Source organism: uncultured Bacteroides sp. (genome assembly GCF_902491285.1).
Taxonomy (GTDB): domain Bacteria; phylum Bacteroidota; class Bacteroidia; order Bacteroidales; family Bacteroidaceae; genus Bacteroides.
The window spans coordinates 24756-43500 of the sequence record NZ_CABUHK010000015.1; the positions used below are offsets into that span (position 1 = coordinate 24756).

At 44.6% G+C, this 18745-nt stretch carries 16 protein-coding genes and 1 tRNA gene; 7 read left to right on the forward strand and 10 right to left on the reverse strand.

Annotated features, from left to right (window positions below; all coding sequences use genetic code 11):
• The first annotated feature begins 52 nt into the window (after positions 1-52).
• A complete protein-coding gene (locus RDN93_RS05805; protein ID WP_308744620.1) occupies positions 53-2188 on the forward strand; it encodes a KamA family protein in 2136 nt (711 codons plus the stop codon).
• A gap of 130 nt (positions 2189-2318) precedes the next feature.
• Here the strand turns inward: RDN93_RS05805 and RDN93_RS05810 are convergent, their stop codons facing one another.
• A complete protein-coding gene (locus RDN93_RS05810) occupies positions 2319-3914 on the reverse strand; it encodes a SusD/RagB family nutrient-binding outer membrane lipoprotein (protein ID WP_308744621.1) in 1596 nt (531 codons plus the stop codon).
• Between the two features lie 15 nt (positions 3915-3929).
• The gene (locus RDN93_RS05815) at positions 3930-7058 is read right to left on the reverse strand and encodes a TonB-dependent receptor (protein WP_308744622.1); all 3129 of its coding nucleotides are present in this window, start codon (positions 7056-7058) and stop codon (positions 3930-3932) included.
• Between the two features lie 109 nt (positions 7059-7167).
• Here RDN93_RS05815 and RDN93_RS05820 point away from each other — a divergent pair, with 109 nt between their 5' ends.
• From RDN93_RS05820 to RDN93_RS05830, 3 genes are all read left to right on the forward strand, one after another.
• Complete coding sequence (locus tag RDN93_RS05820) at positions 7168-7746, forward strand: uracil-DNA glycosylase family protein (protein WP_308744623.1); 579 nt, start codon at positions 7168-7170, stop codon at positions 7744-7746.
• 47 nt (positions 7747-7793) lie between these two features.
• Entirely contained in the window at positions 7794-8147 is a 354-nt protein-coding gene (locus RDN93_RS05825) for an arsenate reductase family protein (protein ID WP_308744624.1), read from the forward strand.
• Between the two features lie 65 nt (positions 8148-8212).
• Positions 8213-8285: transfer RNA gene (locus RDN93_RS05830), tRNA-Trp, on the forward strand.
• A gap of 886 nt (positions 8286-9171) precedes the next feature.
• Here RDN93_RS05830 and RDN93_RS05835 read toward each other — a convergent pair.
• On the reverse strand, positions 9172-11001 hold the full coding sequence (locus RDN93_RS05835; protein ID WP_308744625.1) for a von Willebrand factor type A domain-containing protein: 1830 nt from the start codon (positions 10999-11001) through the stop codon (positions 9172-9174).
• Positions 11002-11155: 154 nt separating this feature from the next.
• Between RDN93_RS05835 and RDN93_RS05840 the strand changes: the two genes are divergently transcribed.
• Positions 11156-11728 (forward strand): sigma-70 family RNA polymerase sigma factor, encoded by a 573-nt coding sequence (locus RDN93_RS05840; protein ID WP_308744626.1) that lies wholly within the window; start codon positions 11156-11158, stop codon positions 11726-11728.
• Entirely contained in the window at positions 11725-12963 is a 1239-nt protein-coding gene (locus RDN93_RS05845; protein WP_308744627.1) for a carboxypeptidase-like regulatory domain-containing protein, read from the forward strand. Before RDN93_RS05840 ends, RDN93_RS05845 begins: the two co-directional genes overlap by 4 nt.
• 4 nt (positions 12964-12967) lie before the next feature.
• Here the strand turns inward: RDN93_RS05845 and RDN93_RS05850 are convergent, their stop codons facing one another.
• Genes RDN93_RS05850 through RDN93_RS05875 form a run of 6 tightly spaced genes read right to left on the reverse strand, consistent with a single transcriptional unit; the run spans position 12968 to position 17533 of the window.
• A complete protein-coding gene (locus RDN93_RS05850; protein ID WP_308744628.1) occupies positions 12968-13840 on the reverse strand; it encodes a pyridoxamine kinase in 873 nt (290 codons plus the stop codon).
• 11 nt (positions 13841-13851) lie between these two features.
• Complete coding sequence (locus RDN93_RS05855) at positions 13852-14433, reverse strand: LUD domain-containing protein (protein ID WP_308744629.1); 582 nt, start codon at positions 14431-14433, stop codon at positions 13852-13854.
• Complete coding sequence (locus RDN93_RS05860; protein ID WP_308744630.1) at positions 14430-15815, reverse strand: LUD domain-containing protein; 1386 nt, start codon at positions 15813-15815, stop codon at positions 14430-14432. The genes RDN93_RS05855 and RDN93_RS05860 overlap by 4 nt, the downstream gene beginning before the upstream one ends.
• Positions 15812-16552 carry a (Fe-S)-binding protein gene (locus RDN93_RS05865; protein WP_308744631.1) on the reverse strand — a complete coding sequence of 247 codons (741 nt, stop codon included), beginning with the start codon at positions 16550-16552 and terminating at the stop codon, positions 15812-15814. The genes RDN93_RS05860 and RDN93_RS05865 overlap by 4 nt, the downstream gene beginning before the upstream one ends.
• A gap of 51 nt (positions 16553-16603) precedes the next feature.
• Positions 16604-17149, reverse strand: coding sequence for a radical SAM protein (locus RDN93_RS05870; protein ID WP_308744632.1), 546 nt, complete (start codon positions 17147-17149; stop codon positions 16604-16606).
• Between the two features lie 27 nt (positions 17150-17176).
• A complete protein-coding gene (locus RDN93_RS05875; protein WP_308744633.1) occupies positions 17177-17533 on the reverse strand; it encodes a 6-carboxytetrahydropterin synthase in 357 nt (118 codons plus the stop codon).
• A 128-nt stretch (positions 17534-17661) separates the two neighbouring features.
• On the opposite strand from RDN93_RS05875, the gene RDN93_RS05880 reads away from it, so the two are divergent.
• The gene (locus tag RDN93_RS05880; RefSeq protein ID WP_308744634.1) at positions 17662-18021 is read left to right on the forward strand and encodes a YbaN family protein; all 360 of its coding nucleotides are present in this window, start codon (positions 17662-17664) and stop codon (positions 18019-18021) included.
• Here RDN93_RS05880 and RDN93_RS05885 read toward each other — a convergent pair.
• Entirely contained in the window at positions 17991-18557 is a 567-nt protein-coding gene (locus RDN93_RS05885; RefSeq protein WP_308744635.1) for a nucleosidase, read from the reverse strand. The two genes, RDN93_RS05880 and RDN93_RS05885, sit on opposite strands and share 31 nt — an antisense overlap.
• Positions 18558-18745: the final 188 nt, after the last annotated feature.

An 18745-nucleotide genomic window follows, 5' to 3' on the forward strand; every position in this document is an offset into this window, starting at 1 on the left:
AAAACCGACATACCATCTTTATTATTAACCAACAAAAAGAAATGGATTGCTTATGAAACAAAAGAAAATGCTTACGCTTACTTTTTCACAGTTGAAACAAATCTATGGTCAGGAGATTCCGGAATTGGTGGAGATAGCTGAAAGAAGTACTACTGTTGAGGACTTTAAGGCTGGATTGCTGAGATTGCTGGACACTTGTGATATAGAGAACCAGGCTGCGGAAGAGGCAAGGGAGCAAATTCGACTCTTACTCCAGTATGACGGGCTGGATGTGCATGAACTGTCTACGGGACAGGATATGCCGGTACGGACTATTCGGCTGCTTTATGAGTTTCTGACGGAGACGTTGGAGAATATGGAGATGCCGACAGATTTATTTATTGAGATTTATCAGATGTTCAGACGGTTGAAAGGGGATATGGTTCCTTTTCCATCGGTTCAGCGCATTAAGAACCGGAATGACCGGTGGGAAACGGGGTTGGACGAAGAGGTACGCGAAATTCGGGACGAGAATAAGGAACGGATGCTGCATTTGCTGATTCAGAAGATTGAAAACAGGAAGTCGAAACCTTCGGTGCGTTTTCACTTTGAGGAAGGGATGAGTTATGAGGAAAAATACAAGCTGGTGAGTGAGTGGTGGAATGATTTTCGTTTTCACTTGTCAATGGCGGTGAAGAGCCCAGGAGAGTTGAACCGCTTTCTGGGTAATTCACTTTCGTCGGAGACTATGTATTTGCTTTATAAGGCACGGAAGAAAGGAATGCCGTTCTTTGCCACTCCTTATTATTTGTCGTTGCTGAATGTGACGGGATATGGGTATAATGACGAAGCAATCCGGAGTTATATTCTTTATTCGCCACGGTTGGTGGAGACATACGGGAATATTCATGCGTGGGAGAAGGAAGATATTGTAGAACCCGGAAAGCCGAACGCGGCGGGGTGGCTGTTGCCGGACGGGCACAATATTCACCGGCGGTATCCGGAAGTGGCTATTCTGATTCCCGATACGATGGGAAGGGCTTGCGGGGGGCTTTGTGCTTCTTGCCAGCGGATGTATGATTTTCAGAGTGAACGGTTGAATTTTGAGTTTGAGTCTCTACGCCCGAAGGAGTCTTGGGATCGTAAGTTACGGCGGTTGATGACATATTTTGAAGAGGATACGCAGTTGCGGGATATTCTGATTACCGGTGGGGATGCGTTGATGAGCCAGAACAAGACACTGCAGAATATTTTGGATGCGGTATACAGGATGGCCGCACGGAAGCAGAGGGCGAACCTTGAACGACCGGAAGGTGAGAAATATGCGGAGTTGCAACGGGTACGGTTGGGATCACGATTGTTGGCTTATCTGCCGATGCGCATCAATGACGGACTGGTGGAACTGTTGCGGGAATTTAAGGAGAAGGCTTCGGCTATCGGGGTGAAGCAGTTTATTATTCAGACACATTTTCAGACACCGCTAGAGGTGACACCGGAAGCCAAAGAGGCTATCCGGAAGATTCTTTCTGCAGGATGGATTATTACGAACCAGTTGGTATATACGGTGGCGGCTTCGCGACGGGGACATACCACACGGCTTCGGCAGGTGCTCAATTCTTTGGGAGTGATGTGTTATTATACTTTTTCCGTGAAGGGATTCAATGAGAATCATGCGGTATTTGCGCCGAACAGCCGTTCGATGCAGGAGCAGCAGGAAGAGAAGATATATGGACAGATGACTTCGGAGCAGGCGGAAGAACTCTATCGAATCTTGGAGACAAAGGTGGGGATGGAAGAAGAACCGAAAGAAGATGTCGCCAAGCAGTTGAGACGCTTTATGAGAAAGCACCGTTTGCCTTTCCTTGCTACAGACCGTAGCGTGTTGAATTTACCGGCTATCGGCAAGAGTATGACTTTCCAATTGGTGGGGCTGACGGAAGAAGGGAAGCGTATCCTGCGTTTTGAGCATGACGGCACTCGTCATCATAGTCCGATTATCGACCAAATGGGACAGATTTATATTGTGGAGAATAAATCGTTGGCGGCTTATCTGCGCCAGTTGGCCAAAATGGGGGAAGACCCGGAAGATTACACCTCGATATGGAGCTATACGAAAGGAGAAACCGAACCTCGCTTCAGTCTTTACGAGTATCCAGATTTTCCCTTCCACATCACTGAGAGAATGAGCAATTTAAGTCTTGAGGGCTAATCCTTTTCTTCTTTTACACGTATTACTATATTTGCTATAATTGCAGTCAGCCCGCCGTTGGTGATTCCTAAAGAGAAGACGCTTCGGGGGCTTGTTGTAATACGTCCGGCATTATTATTTCCGCAGTTTCTTATTCCAAGTTATTATTTCCTGTATCCCACCAGAGGCGTGTGCCACCATGGTCTTCTCCACCCAGCGCTTGTACAAGTGCAAGATATTGGTCAGGGTCTTCTGTCTGAAGGGTGCCGGGGAAGTTAAGGCGGCGTACCATGATTTCCGGATCTATGCATCCGTTCCTGCTATGATTGAAGCGCACGGGAAATAAGCGGGGATACCCCGTCCGTCTCTGTTCCGCCCAAGCCTCACAGCCTTCAGGGAACATGGCAATCCATTTTTGAGTGATTATCTTTTCCAGTTTCGTTTCCTTGTCGTCCTCCCTGTCCCATTTGGGAGATATTTTACAACGGGCTTCGATATTGTTCTCTTCGTCATAGGTATCTATAAAGTCAGCGGCAGTCAGGTCACTTTGCAGATACTCTTCCGCTCCATAGACTCCCCATTGCTGAAAAGAGGTCGTCACTCCGTTCCGATAGCAGACCTCTTCATCTTCGTCCGTCCATCCCCGCAAAGCGGCTTCGGCACGCAGAAACCAAATTTCCGAAGCGGTCATCAGGGGAGCATCCGTAGATTGGGTGACGGACAGTTTCGACAACCCGGCATAATGGTTGTGGGCAAAGCAGGTTCCCTGACGGATTCCACGATATTTATTTTTAAATTCAACATCCGTGCAAGGTTTGAAATAAACTTCTAGACGAGGGTCATTGTAGCCTGTCAAGATGGATTCCATCGGGGCACTCATATAGGTTTCATTCCATACAAGGTTGAGTTCGCCCAATGGATTGGTATATCCCGATTGGGTAGAAACCGCCACTTTCTCTGTAACTGTTTCAAAGACACCGTAGCCGTTTTTCTTTATTTTCCCAATTTCACCCTGCGCCTTATCGGGAACAACGGATGCCAAACGCATGGCAAGACGAAGGCGCAAGGAATTGGCAAATTTTATCCAGGAAGTATAGTTACCATCCAGCAGAATATCAAAACGGGCAAATTCATTGGCATCCGGCTTCTCCTCTATATAACCGATAAGGGCAACAACCGCCGAGTCGAGTTCATTGAAGAACTCATAATAAACATCTTTTTGCGTATCGGGACGGTAATGGTTTGCCACGTTGGCGAAATTCTTGTAGATGACAGGACCGTAATAATCCGTCACACGATGCATGGCTTCCACCTTTAGTATTTTCGTGATGCCGAACAAGGCAGGCTGAGTGTTCCGTGTGGCATTCTCCGACTGGTATATCTGCGGAAAAACATACGAATACATATGTGTCCACATCGCGCTGTTCCAACCGTCCTGCATATTATAGTCGGAGTTGTGCGAACCACCGTTCAGCGGTTTGGCATCATGCATATATCCGCTGAACATATCCGCATTCAGATTCTGCGTCAACTGGAAAGGCCAGTTCTTGCCTTTCCCATAATCGTAGTTAAAATAAATACCCTGCTGGATAATTCCCAAACGGATTCCATAACCGTTATCATCAATAATCAGGTCATCATCCGTAATGCCGGATAAATCGGTATTATAGTCACGGAAATTTCCGGTACAAGCAACGGAAAACAGCAACAAGCCTGTCAGGCATAGATGTATATATTTCTTTTTCATACCTCTCTCCTACTCTTAAAATTCACATTTCACCGAGAAGCCCAGACTCCGGGTAGTGGGCATTCCGAAAACTTCGATCCCCTGATTATCGTTCCCCGTAGAAAGCACTAAATCCGGGTCAAAAGGGGCTTCCTTATACAAGAAACAAAGATTACGGGCAACAAACGAAAGTTGCACATCTTTCAAAACTTTCGTCTTCTGCATCCATTGTTTAGGGAGATTATAGCTCAATGACACCTCACGCAACCGCAGGTTGGTAGCGTCATACATATAGTATTCCGTCACTCCGGCGCGTCCGCCCACTATCTTATAGAATCCCCTTACATTATCTATCTTCCGCCCCTCAAGCATGACATATCCCCTATCCCGGGCATCGGCCGTTACTTCCGACACTCCGTAAAGATCCATTTCCGCCTGTGTCTGTGAAAGCACCTCACCGCCATAACGCCAGTCAAGCAGGAAGTAGAGGCTGAAACCTTTGTAAGAGAATGTATGGTTCCAGCCCATCATAAAGACAGGGTTGGCATTTCCCACTTTTATCGTATTGCCGTCCCCCTCCACTGATGGAAACCCTTTATTGTCACCCTCTGTTTCGTAGACAATATTTCCCTGGTCATCACGTACAAAAGCCTTGCCGTAAATATCACCGATAGAACCGCCTTTAATAAGTTTCATCGCATAGCTGGAAGAAAAACTGGTAGGCCCGTACACCATCTCCTTCAAGTCATCATGCAATTTCACAATCTTATTCTTGTTGGAAGAGAAGTTCAGAGAGGTTTTCCAGCTAAAATCAGCACTCAGCACCGGAGTCGCGTTCAGTGTCACTTCCCACCCCCGGTTTTGGATATTTCCGGCATTCACATACCGATAAGCGTACACATCTCCTGCCAGTGCAGGGAGTTTGAAGAATTGGTTATAGGTATTAGTGCGATAATAAGTCAGGTTAATTCCCAGACGATGCTGAAAGAATCTCCATTCCGTTCCAAACTCTATGGCATGTGTCATTTCCGGCTCCATCTCCCGGAAAGGAGCGGCATCATTCGCCTGTATCTCACCACCGGCATTGACATGCGAAGAGGGGTTGGTGATATGTGCCGGAATATCATTGCCTACCTTACTGTAAGCGCCGCGCAGTTTTGCGAAAGAAATCCATCCGGGCATCTTCACCCATTTGTCGAGTAACATGGAAAGACCGACAGAAGGGTAAGCGAATCCGGATTTCTCATGCGTGGTATGCGAGAGAGTGGATGCCCAGTCATTACGGGCTGTCAAGTCGAGGAACAGTTTCTCCTTATAGCCAATCTGAGCCGTAGCAAAGAGTGATTGCAGTTGACGGTGCATATCTATTTTCTGGTCAATGCTGGCGGAACTGTTCATAACGATATTGGCGATATTAAACACATTGGCAAACTTCAAAGAGGCATTTTTCGAGTCATAGCGGGTAGAGTTTGTGACTCTGTCATTTATACTGCCGCCGATAGCCGCATCCAGTGTAAAATCGCCCCAGGTTTTCTTGAACATAGCCATGATGTCTCCATACATCTGCGTCTCCTGATAATCCATCTCAAGATACCGCCCGTTCGCTCCACACAAAGCGGGAGCGGTGGAAGCATAGAACTTCTGACGTAGCTTGTCGCCCCAGTAATCCATATTGCCGCGAGCCTGAATCGTCAGCCAGCCATTCACTTTGACACTTGCCGAGAGTGCAAGGATGACACGTGTACGTGTCTCCTTACTTTGTATGCGGTTCACTATCCAATAAGGGTTCTGTTCGAAGTCTTCGGTAAATGTATGCCAGTTCTGTACCCCTAGTTTCCGGTCGGTGTCATAGGTTTCAAAGTTATCCTTATAAAATGACAGGTCTTCGCCACGGGGGAAACGGTAAAGCCCTACCAGCGGATTCATATAAAAACCACCTGAGACGGGTTTATTCTCTACCGTCTGCTTCATGACATTGACGTTGCCGTCCAGTTTCAGACGTTTGTTGAACATGGTAGCTGTTTCACGCAAATTGATATTGTGCTTCTTCAGTTTATTCCGGTCAATAATCCCCTTTCCGGTCGTATTGGCATAAGAGAAGTAAGTCTGCAGGTTTTCATTTCCATAGCTGACGGATACGGATGTGATGGATGTCAGTCCGGTACGGAAGAAATCATTCAGGTTATCATGCTTCTCCAAGTTTGCCTTTTCACCCCAGCTATCTGTCACGTCGCTTACGCCATAACGGTTCTGCATCTCAGGCAGGCTGAATGCCTTATCAAAAGTCAGTCCGGTGGAGAAGTGAATACTCCGTTGTCCGGTAGAATTTCCTTTTTTAGTAGTGATAAGAATCACACCGTTGGCTGCCATACTTCCGTATAAAGCAGCGGCGGGAGCACCTTTCAGGATACTGATGCTTTCCACATCTTCCGGGTTCAAATTAGAAATACCGTCCCCGCTATCCCGGTTTCCGGCATTTGCCGTTCCGCCAATCGCCGAATAAGATTGTTCCGAAGTGGTGTTGGACATCGGTACTCCGTCTATCACATAAAGCGGCTGGTTATCGCCGAATGCCGAACGGATTCCCCGGAGACTGATTTTTGCGGAGCCGCCCATACCGGAAGAGTTTTTATTGACCTGCACCCCGGCAGCTTTTCCGGCGAGGGCGGTAATCAGATTTATTTCTTTCACACGGCTGAGTTCCTCCCCTTTTATTTTCTGCGTGGAATAAGCCAGCGTAGCCTCATCCTTTTCGAGCCCTAAGGCGGTCACAATGACATGATCCAGTTCTATGGCACTTTCCCGAAGAAATATTTCAAGCATGGACCTGCCTGAAACTTTAACTTCTGTAGTCTCATAGCCTATAAAGGATATTTGTAAAACAGCACTATCCGGCACGGACAAGAAGAAATTTCCATCAATATTGGTCACGGTTCCGTTGACTCCCCCTTTCTCACGTACAGTTGCACCTATAAGCGGTTCGCCTTTGGTATCGACAACGCGCCCCCTTACTGTCGTTTTATCAGCAGGGATTTCTATTGTTTGTTTTAACATCTGTTGCTCTGAAGCGTAACATTTTTCACTCAGGAAAAAGAACTGGCTTATTAAACAGCAGCTAACAACGACTTTTACTCTCAATAACATTACGATAAACCATGCATTCATTATGTCGCAAAAATAACCAATTATTTTAAATATATCATTTTTTCGCATTGATTTTGAGGGAAATAAATAGAATCACTATTTTTGCAGAAAATTAAAATGACACATAAAAATGGAAATCGAAAAACATCCGTTAGAACCGTTTCTCCCGGCGAAAACAAAATTGCTTATGTTGGGAAGTTTTCCGCCACAGAAAAAACGCTGGTCAATGGATTTCTACTATCCGAACCTGAATAATGACATGTGGCGGATTTTCGGTGTTTTATTCTTCAATGATAAGGAACACTTTCTTAATCCGACACGAAAAGCGTTCTGCCGCGAACGAATTATAAACTTTCTGAATGAAAAGGGGATTGCGCTGTTCGATACGGCTTCTTCCATCCGCAGATTGCAGGATAACGCTTCGGACAAGTTTCTCGAAGTGGTGGAAGCCACCGACGTGGCAGCATTGCTTCGCCGACTTCCCGAATGTAAGGCAATTGTCACCACCGGACAAAAAGCTACGGATACGCTCCGGCAACAGTTTGATGTGGAAGAGCCGAAAGTCGGCGATTATGCGGAATTCGTTTTTGAAGGACGGGCCATGAGATTATACCGTATGCCTTCCTCCTCGCGGGCATATCCGCTGGCCTTGGATAAGAAAGCGGCTGCTTACCGGATTATGTATCAGGATTTACAGATACTCCCATGAAAAGAATCAGTATATAATAATAGTAATCATTAAATAATAAACTACGTATGACACCCTTATTTTTGCAATACCCGGCATGCAGTACCTGCCAAAAAGCCAAGAAGTGGTTAACAGAAAATAACATTGAGTTTGTAAATCGCTTAATCGTGGAAGAGAATCCTACGGTAGAAGAACTAAAAGCATGGATTCCACGTAGCGGCCTGCCGATAAAAAAATTCTTTAACACAAGCGGTTTAGTTTATAAAGAGCTGAAACTGAGCGAGAAGCTATCAAGCATGAGTGAAGATGAACAAATAGCGTTACTGGCAACAAATGGTAAACTGGTGAAACGCCCATTGGTAGTGACAGACAGTTTTGTTCTGGTCGGTTTCAAGCCCGACGAATGGGAAAAATTAAAATAATTCAAAACTTATTTACCCAAACATTTGCAGATTCAGAAGTTTATACTACCTTTGCAGCCGCAAACACGGGAGTAGCTCAGTTGGTAGAGCACCGGTCTCCAAAACCGGGTGTCGGGAGTTCGAGCCTCTCCTCCCGTGCAAGGATAAACAGCTGTAAGTTAAGAACTTACGGCTGTTTATCGTTTACAGGTCGGACAAATGTCGGACACTATTTTTTTTACCTTCCTTTGGTATCTGCCGATGAAATTCGGATGACTTTACCATATCAATTATTTTTCCAGCACCACAAAAGTAGTAAAAGTTCTACTATCCATAAATAACAGTAGAACTTTCGCTACCTTTTAACAATCCGCCATTTTATTGCGCTAAACAACCATAAACACAACTATAATATAATTGTGGTTCATCGATTTCACCTAATTCTCGAAATGCCCATGAATAAGGTAATAGCGGGTGAAAGCAAGGGGTAAGCTCAGGTGAAACTGAACATTAGCGGTTTCACCTTGTCTTTTCAAAATTTCCCTTGAGCTAAAATAAATTTCATTATAGCTAATCCGGATATGCTTATAGCTAATCGAAATATGCTTATAACAAATCCGTTGTCAGGTATTAATAGATAATCCATCAGGTATTAACAGCCTGTATGTAAAGTGTTAACATCTTGACTCTTATCTATTAATACTTGAGTTGGTAGATCTATATATTCAACACATTGAATCTATATACTTACCGCATTGAATCTATATATTCAGCACGGTGGCTCTATATGTTCAGCAATCGGTGTAAATAAATTTAAAAGGTGAAAGCAATAACGGGAGATTTTACCTTGATTTTTTCTACGCTTTCACCCGCTATCTCCTTATTCATCGATGTTTCAGAGATAAGGTGAAACTGGTGAAATTTATGAGTCAAAAGTTCATGTTGTACTTATGCGAGTCAGTAATTGAAAACAAATTCTCATTCATTTCCGCACAGAAAAGAACCGTTTTAGTTATAGTTATTCTGGAACACATCCCCCAAACTTTCAAACTGAGCCTTTAACAGTCTCAACCAAACGGATAAATTCCCTTCTATACCCTTTTTCATCATTATCCAATCCTTGTTTTGCCAGACTGATTACTTTATCATAACTGGCATCTCCTTTGAAGTCAGAATTCCGGAGTAATTGTCCGAACATTACTACAGCCGAAGCAAAGCGGAAATCAGAAGAAACATTATTTCCTTTATTATCAACAAATGGAAGTTCCATTTTCTTGCTGACATCTTTGTCCGGGGCTTTGTAACGCAGCTTCACAGTCAGGAGTTCATTAGAGTCCGTCGGTTTCACGGTTACTTTCCCTTTCTTCTGATATTTCAAATCATCTATCTTGCCTACATAGTCATTCTTCACACCTGTAGGGATTACTTCGTAGAAAGCAGTCACCGTATGTCCTGCACCCATATCTCCGGCATCTTTTGCATCATTATTGAAGTCCTCGTCTTTCAGCAGGCGGCTTTCGTAACCTATCAAACGATATGCCTGTACTTGTGAAGGATTAAACTCTACCTGCAATTTTACATCTTTCGCAACTGTATGGAGAGTAGCACCAAATTCACCGACCAAGACACGGTTGGCTTCTTGCAGATTATCTATATAAGCATGGTTTCCATTTCCCTTTTCTGCCAAAACCTGCATCTTTTTATCTTTATAATTTCCCATTCCATAGCCCAATACAGTAAGAAATACTCCATTCTTCCGTTCTTTCTCAATCAATTGTTCCAATCCTTCTGCCGAAGAAACGCCTACATTAAAATCTCCATCGGAACAGAGGATGATGCGGTTATTGCCATTAGAGATCAGATTCTTCTTGGCTATTTTATATGCTAACAAGATACCTGCGCCGCCTGCCGTAGAACCGCCTGCCGTCAGTTCGTCTATCGCTTCGCGAATCTTTTGTTTGTCGCTGCCCGGAGTAGACTCTAGTTTCACGCCGGCGCTGCCCGCATAAGTTACGATAGCTACCTTATCTTTCTCACGTAAGTTGTTGACCAACAGTTTGAGAGATGACTTCACCAATTCCAGCCGATTAGCTCCCCACATAGAACCGGAAACGTCAATCAGAAACACTAAATTGGATGCAGGCAGATTATCTGTAGGGATTTCTTTTGCTTTCAATCCGATACGTACAAGACGATGGGCAGAGTTCCAGGGACACGCTCCGGCTTCCATCGTAATCTTCACCGGATCACTTCCGGCCGGTTTCGGATAATCGTATGAGAAGTAATTCACAAGTTCTTCCGTACGGATAGCGTCGGCAGGCGGCAATTCTCCTTTATTGATAAAACGGCGCATATTACTGTAAGAAGCAGCATCTACATCAATAGAGAAAGTTGAAAGCGCGGCATCCGACACGTTCTTGAAGCCGTTTTCCTGAATCTGCCCGTATTCTTCCGTATTCACTCTATCATACATGACTGCCGGAGTCGGACAAATTGCCATACAAGAACCAGTCATTGCTTTAGTTTTCATTGTGCCGTAACCTACCACAACACACTCTTCCAATGCAACATTATCCGTTTTCAACTTCACATTGAGTTGCATCGACTTAACCACTCTTTGCTCTTGCTTATACCCGATATACTGGAACAACAACGTATCCCCTTTTTTAGCCAAAATAGAATACCGACCATTCATATCGGTTATCACACCATTCGTGGTTCCCTTTACCAAAACCGAACAACCGACAACGGGCGTTCCGTCTGCCGCATCCGTCACAATACCCGTCACCGTAATAGTTTGCGCACTCACTGTACCTAAAGAAACAACTGTCATCAGCAGTACGAGCATCATCGCTCTGAATTGATTTGTTTTCATAATTTCATTATTTAAAAATGTGACAATTAATTCGCTTTTACTATAGAGATGCAGATTTCACACTGATTCCATAAAGCCATCAAACTTTTTTTTTATTTTTCTTCTTCCAGTTGTTATTTTTAGTCCCAATCCCTATCTTTGGCAACCAATAGAGATGCTGTTTTTCAAAAGAAACATATCGAAACTATCGGACGAAGAGTTACTGACACATTATATAAAGTCCGGGGATACGGAATATTTCGGTGAATTATACAACCGATATATCCCGTTACTGTATGGACTTTGCCTGAAATATTTGCAAGATGAAGACCGCGCACAGGAAGCTGTGATGCAGTTGTTTGAAGACTTATTGCCGAAAATAAGCAATTATGAGATAAAGGTTTTCAAGCCATGGCTCTACCGCGTAGGCAAGAACCATTGCTTGCAGCTTCTACGAAAAGAAAACAAGGAAATTCCGTTAGATTACAGCATTAATGTTATGGAATCCGACGAATTTCTGCATCTATTAAGTGAAGAGGAAAGTTCGGAAGAGCAACTGAAGGCGTTACATCACTGCCTCGAAAAGTTGCCTGAAGAACAACGGCTCAGCATTACGCGTTTCTTCTTGGAAGAGATGTCCTATGCAGACGTTGCCGAGCAGACAGGATTTACTCTGAACAATGTGAAAAGCTATATCCAAAACGGAAAGCGAAACTTGAAAAATTGTATCAAGAAACAGACCCTATGAAACTATTGGACTACATACGAGGACTCCGCAAAGGAAAAGAGGCGCACCGACTGGAAAAAGAGTCGATGAAAGACCCTTTCCTGGCTGATGCTATGGATGGATACAGCCAGGTGGAAGGGAATCACGAAGAACGGATAGAGAAACTGCGGATGCAGGTTTCGGCTCATTCTGCAAGGAATACGAATCCTTCAAAGAAGAAAAATTCGTATGCTATCACTTGGAGCATTGCTGCTTGCCTGGTGATTGGAATCGGCATCAGTACTTATTTCCTGTTTCTCAGAAAGAGTATGGCAGATGATGTATTTATCGCCAAAGAAGATATTCCTTCGGTAGTGTTCAAACCGGTCACTCCGCAAGAGGAAACAGTCGCTTTGGCTAAAACAAAAATAAAGCAGGATTCCACTCATAAAGTCACCGTGAAGCAAACGGATAAAAAGAATATAGTAGCTAAAAACAAAACCACTTCCAAACCGCAAAGCGCACCAGTAGTGGCAGCAACACCAATTATAGAAAAAAACACCGAGCAAAGTGAAACTGCCAGGCAAGTTGTAATGCAAGAAGAAACAGTAGTGGTGGATACAAATATTCCCCTCTCCGAAGTCCATGAAATGAAAGTGGCAAAAGCAGCCACTCCCAACCGGAATTTTATAAAGGGGAAAGTGACGGATGAAAAGGGACAACCAATCATTGGAGCCAGTGTAGCATATACCGGAACAAATATAGGCACAATCACAGACCTCAACGGTGAGTTTGCATTAAAAAAAGAAAAAGATAACAATGAACTAACAGCACAGTTTATCGGTTACGAACCGGTAGAAATACCCGTAGATACCAGCAGGACAATGTTAATTGCCATGAATGAAAATAAACAAACTCTTGATGAAGTGGTAGTAGTGGGATATGGCAGCAGTAAGAAATCCACCGTCACCGGTGCCTCGGCAAAAGTTTCTTCAAAAACAAAAGATAAACACCTGACTCCACAGCCGGTAATAGGTAAACGTAAATACAAGAAGTATTTGGAAGAAAATCTTATCCGCCCGAATGATGACAAGTGTAAGGATGTGAAAGGCGAGGTAGTACTTGCTTTCTTTGTTGACAAGGAAGGAAATCCACAGAACATCACTGTCGTCCATGGAATATGCGAATCTGCTGATAAAGAAGCAATCCGGCTTGTCAAAGAAGGTCCGAAGTGGACGTTCGGAAACCTTCCGACAAGGGTTACGGTACAGTTCTGATTTCTTATATCAGTTCGTAGCTGGCCATTTGTATCGGCATATCCAGATTGTGAAGCACTTTCTCCAACAGAATACCTTCGCGGTTGTCATATTCATAACCGAAAGTGGCACGGATGCCTTGCAGGATAAATTGCGTGGCACGGTCTAATGCCATCGGAAGACTGTCTCCCTGCATTAATGAACCTGTAATCACGCTGGTAAAAGTATCTCCCGTTCCGGGATAATGGGCGGGCAGATAGGGACAGGTCACTTTCCAGTAACGGTTTCCCTGGCGGTTGTATGCATAAACCGAAGTTTTGTGAGGTTCGTCATGCACAGGAACACTGGTAATAATAACGACTTGCGGACCTTTATCAGACAAAAGACGAAGGTATTCTTTCAATTCCTCGTCCGTATTATCTGCCTTATAAGGCCTGTCCAGTAAATAGAACAGCTCTGTCAGATTAGGAGTAACCACATCCGCCTTAGTTATCAGGTGACGCATCTCTTTTACCATTTCCATATCAAAGTTGGTATACAGACGACCGTTATCCCCCAATACCGGGTCAGCTACTATCAGGCTATCCGGCTGGCGGAAGTCTTTGATAAAATCGGAAACAATCTGAATCTGTTTCGGAGAGCCGAGGTATCCGGTATAAATAGCGTCGAACTGGACTTCCAGTTTCTTCCATCCGGCTATAATCTTCGGCATTTCATCCGTCAGGTCCAAAAAGGAGAAGCCGGGATACTGCGTATGGTTAGACAGTACTGCCGTAGGAAGCGGACAGACTTGAAAGCCCATTGATGACAGGATAGGAATAACGACAGTCAGAGATACGCGCCCCATCCCCGAAAGGTCATGGACAGCAGCTATTTTCTTTACTTTATTAGCATACATATTACTTATATTTAAATCAAAATGACTAATACATCCCGCGCGCCATGTGCACCCATTACCAATGCCTGCTCAATGTCGGCTGTCTTTGAAGGGCCGGAGATGAACGTACCGAACTTATATTCCTGTCCGTCCAATTCATGGTAAGCATCATACATGGTGTCCACTATTCTATTCCGGTCGAGCAGGATAACCAGTTTCTCTGAAATAAAATATACAGCCTTATACTTCACTGTCTGCGGTATCCAAATGGCTCCGTTCTCGGCTACGCCGATTTCTCCTTTCACTACTGCCACATCCGTACCGTCCAACTCTTTCGGGTCATCCAAGTTGTCGGGATTGAAAGTCGCACAGGAAATTTCCGGCAATACGGAAGCAATGCGCATAGCATCGGGATATGTCCTGCGTATCACAGCATCCACATCTTCCCCTTCGCCCAACACGACCGCTGTGCCGCCAACCGCACGGCTGATAGCACAAAACTGCTCTATCTTATCCGGATATGACAATCGTTCCATATCCGCTATATCCGGCTTATCATAACGTACTTGCGTATTCTTACGGATACTGGCTAATATTTCTTCTCTACTGCTCATTTGGTCTCCTCCTTTCCCTGTACCTTGTTTTTCTTCCACATTTCATTGAACGACTCTTTAGCGAATTCCGGCAATTCGCGCCCTTTCCCCCAATCATCGAAATCATTGTATTTCATAAAACGAGGCAGGCTGTTTATCACCGGGGCAGCCCACAAAGCAGCGTTGAACAACGCCGGGCGTTCCATCAGGAACTTCATGCCACCGGACATTATCTTCTTTCCCGTATTTGCCTTTCCAAGCCCATCCAAATCCTGACGCCATTTATAAATTTGTTCGGCCAAATCGACTTTCACCGGACAGACATCAGAACAGGACATACACAATGAGCAGGCAGAAAGATTATCGTAATACTTCTCCGGATTATGCGCCATTCCCAAATTGATTCCGATAGGACCGGGAATGAAATAGGTATAAGAGTATCCACCACTCCGGCGATATACAGGACAGGTATTCATGCAGGCACCACAGCGGATGCAATTCAATGTCTTGATATGGTCGGGCTTGGAAAGCAGGGAACTCCGTCCATTGTCTACAATGATGATATGATATTCGCCACCTTCACGCGGACGACGGTAATGAGAAGTGTATGTCGTCACCGGCTGCCCGGTAGCCGAACGCGCCAACAACCGGGTAAACACACCCAGCGCATCCAAATCCGGAACAATCTTTTCCATACCGAAAGCGGCAATATTCAGTTTCGGATATGAGGTTCCCATATCGGCATTGCCTTCATTCGTACAGACAACGATGTCTCCGGTAGAAGCCACGGCAAAATTAGCTCCTGTCATGGCAGCTTCGGCATTCAGGAAAAGGTGGCGTAAGTTCTTCCGGGCGGCATGCGTCAGGTAAGTAGGGTCAAAGTTTCCTTTTTCCGTACCCATTTCTTTCTCGAAAAGTTCGCCTACCTGTTCCCGTTTGATATGAATGGCAGGCAGTACGATATGACTGGGCTCGAGATGCATCAGTTGCAGGATACGTTCGCCCAAATCGGATTCTACAACATCAATACCACGCTCCATCAGAAAGGGATTCAATCCACATTCTTCGGCAAGCATAGACTTGCTCTTTATGAAATGATGTACGTTATGTTCGTTCAGTATCTCGTAGACGATGGCACAGTACTCATCGGCATCTTTCGCCCAATGGACAATGGCACCGTTGGCGGTAGCATTCTTCTCGAACTCCAGCAGAAGCTCCTCAAGGTGGCTGTTGGAATACATTTTCAGTTCACAAGCCTTGTTGCGCAACTCTTCCCATTCGGGAACTTCCTTGCTCATCTTATCCCTTTTGACGCGAACCATCCAAAGGGTTTCGTTATGCCATGCTGCCATCTTGCCGTCCTGCAAGAACTTTTCGGCAGCCTTTGAATGTTTTGTACTCATGATTGCGACGCTAGAATTTCTACAATATGGATAATCTGAATAGGCAGATGCTCCCGTTTGATGACGCCTTGCATATGCATCAGACAGGAACTGTCCGCTCCGACAATGTATTCGGCTCCGGTAGCCATGTGGTCTTTTACCTTATCCCGTCCCATGCAGACGGACACGGCCTGTTCTTCCACAGCAAACATACCGCCAAAACCGCAGCACTCGTCGATATGGCTGGGTTCGAAAACTTCGATACCTTCGACCAGATCGAGCAAATCACGCAGTTTATTATAATAAGGAATATTTAACTCAGTGGCAGCCGAAATAAGCAGTTCGCGCACCCCATGACAACTATTGTGAATACTGACCTTATGAGGAAAACGTGCAGGGATTTTCGAAGGTTTCAGCACATCGTGAATAAAATCACATATGTCATAAATCTTCCCCGCACTCTGGCAGGCATGCCCTTCTTTCTTGAGAATACCGGGATGGTTCTCTTTCACAAAAGCCACACAACTGGCGGAAGGACCGACAATGTAATCGTACTTTTGGAACAAATCGTCAAAACGGAGTGCTAACTTCACCGATTCATCTTCAAAACCGGCATTCGCCATCGGTTGTCCGCAACAGGTCTGGTCTAGCGGATAATCGACGTCTACTCCCAAACTTTTTAATAGTTTATACGATGCCACGCCCACATTGGGATAGATAGCATTGATATAACAAGGAATAAACAAACCTACTTTCATAACTATATCATGTAATAATTTAAGCTTCTTCCGCCACATCCGTCTATCAGTCTAGCGGATGTCGATTAATTTGTGTGTTTGCAGGCTGAGTCTCCATTTGGGATGTTGCATTACACAATCCACTGTAGAAGCAGTGTTATTACAAGAACAAGGCTGAAGGAAAAAATGTTCGGTAGGCAACAGTTCATAAATACTTATATCTTGTCCTTCATAGACAACTTTCACTTCATCCATCCGGTCAATAGCCAGTTTTACGCCTTGTTTGGGCGAGCAGGTCACCCAGTCTATGGCTTTGGGCAAGGGGCGTGTGCCGTTCGTTTCGATACAAACATATTTACCCGCCCGGTGCAGACGGTCGATAAATTCGTCATCTATCCACAAAGAAGGTTCACCACCCGTCAGAACAACGGTAACGGCGGGATATTTTTCTACTTCGGAGATAATTTCGTCGTCGGTCATCATTCTTCCTTCCTCGTGTTGCGTGTCGCAAAAGTCACATTTCAGATTGCAACCGGAAAAACGGACAAAGATAGCCGGAGTTCCGGTATGGTATCCTTCGCCTTGTAAACTGTAAAAGATTTCATTAATCTTTCTCATCGTTATATATGTTTTGTTCGCTACTCTTTACTCCTGCTCTTCTCCTGCTACAGGATCTTTCTCATAGACAACGGTGTTTCCCTCCGACTCCTGCACTTCTACTTTAAAGCATTGCGGAATCTGTTTACAAACCCACCGGGCAATATTCTCGGCTGTAGGATTAAAAGGAAGTACTTCATTCAGGTTCTGATGGTCGAGTTTCTCCTTAACCACCTCTTTGATACGGGTGAAATCGACTACCATTCCCTCGGAATTAAGTCGTGTGGAACGACAATAAACGGTGATAATCCAGTTGTGACCGTGTAGACTGGCGCATTTACTGCGATACGGGAGCACCAGCTTATGGGAAGCTGAAATCTCCATGCGTTTGATTACTGTAAACATTGCTGTACGTATTTTAATAGTTATATGCATCTAATGTCACCTCGATGCAACGGCAAAGGTAATACAAAATAGAGTTTTCATTCAGCAGAGACAGTTATTTTTTCCTATTTTCGCACTATCTTTGCCGTATGAAAACTCTATGTATCATTTTAGGAAGCATTTCCCTGGCACTCGGTATTCTCGGCATCTTTCTGCCGTTATTGCCCACCACCCCCTTTCTGCTACTCACAGCCGCCCTTTACTTCAAGGGCTCGCCCCGATTATACAACTGGTTACTGAGTCACCGGCATTTCGGTCCCTATATCCGCAACTTCCGCGAAAATAAAGCCATTCCGCTACGAGCCAAGATTATCTCACTTGTACTGATGTGGGGAACAATGCTGTATTGCATCTTCTTCCTGATTCCTCTGCTATGGGTAAAGATTCTCCTGGGACTGATAGCCGCAGGTGTCACTTATCATATTCTTTCTTTCAAGACATTGAGATAGTCGGAAAGCCCCTGACGGGCATCGGCCAGCTTATCTTCCCAATGTTTCACGGAGTTCTGCCCGATAATATCGGTCACATATTTCACGGAAATAAACGGAATTTCTTTCGAACGGCAGACGAATGCCTGCGCATAGGCTTCCATATCGACCACGTCTCCGCTGACATGGGTCAACTCCGTCAGAAATCCATCTCCTGTATTACAGATTCCATTCTCCGTCCAGTGTCCGCAATATCCTTTCGCCTCGAGCAATGCCGTAGAGTCGATTTCACATTCCATTCCCAACCCTGCCAGCTTCTGCATATCACGGTCTACAAACTTCCGGCAGACGCAGATATCCCCTACCTGATGATTGACAGTTCCGGCACTTCCGATATTTAAAACCAAGTCGGGTTGTACCTGTCGAATAGCTTCTGCCAAATGAAAAGCGGATTTCACTTTACCGATGCCTGTACGGATGTAATACGGCTCTACATCAGGCCACTTTATTTCCACAAATTCGCCTTGGACGGCGTAAGTTACTAATATTTTCAACATGAGGTTTCCTTAATTTTATTGAAATGCAAAGATATAGTTTTTCCTGACCATTACTGATTTTATAAAGTAATTATTGCTACAGAACTCCCCCATTCTCTCGTCCAACCCGCTATTTTACCCTAAAATGCACATTTTATCACGAAAAGTTTTTGTAATATCAGAGTTAATCGTATTTTTGTGTACAATTT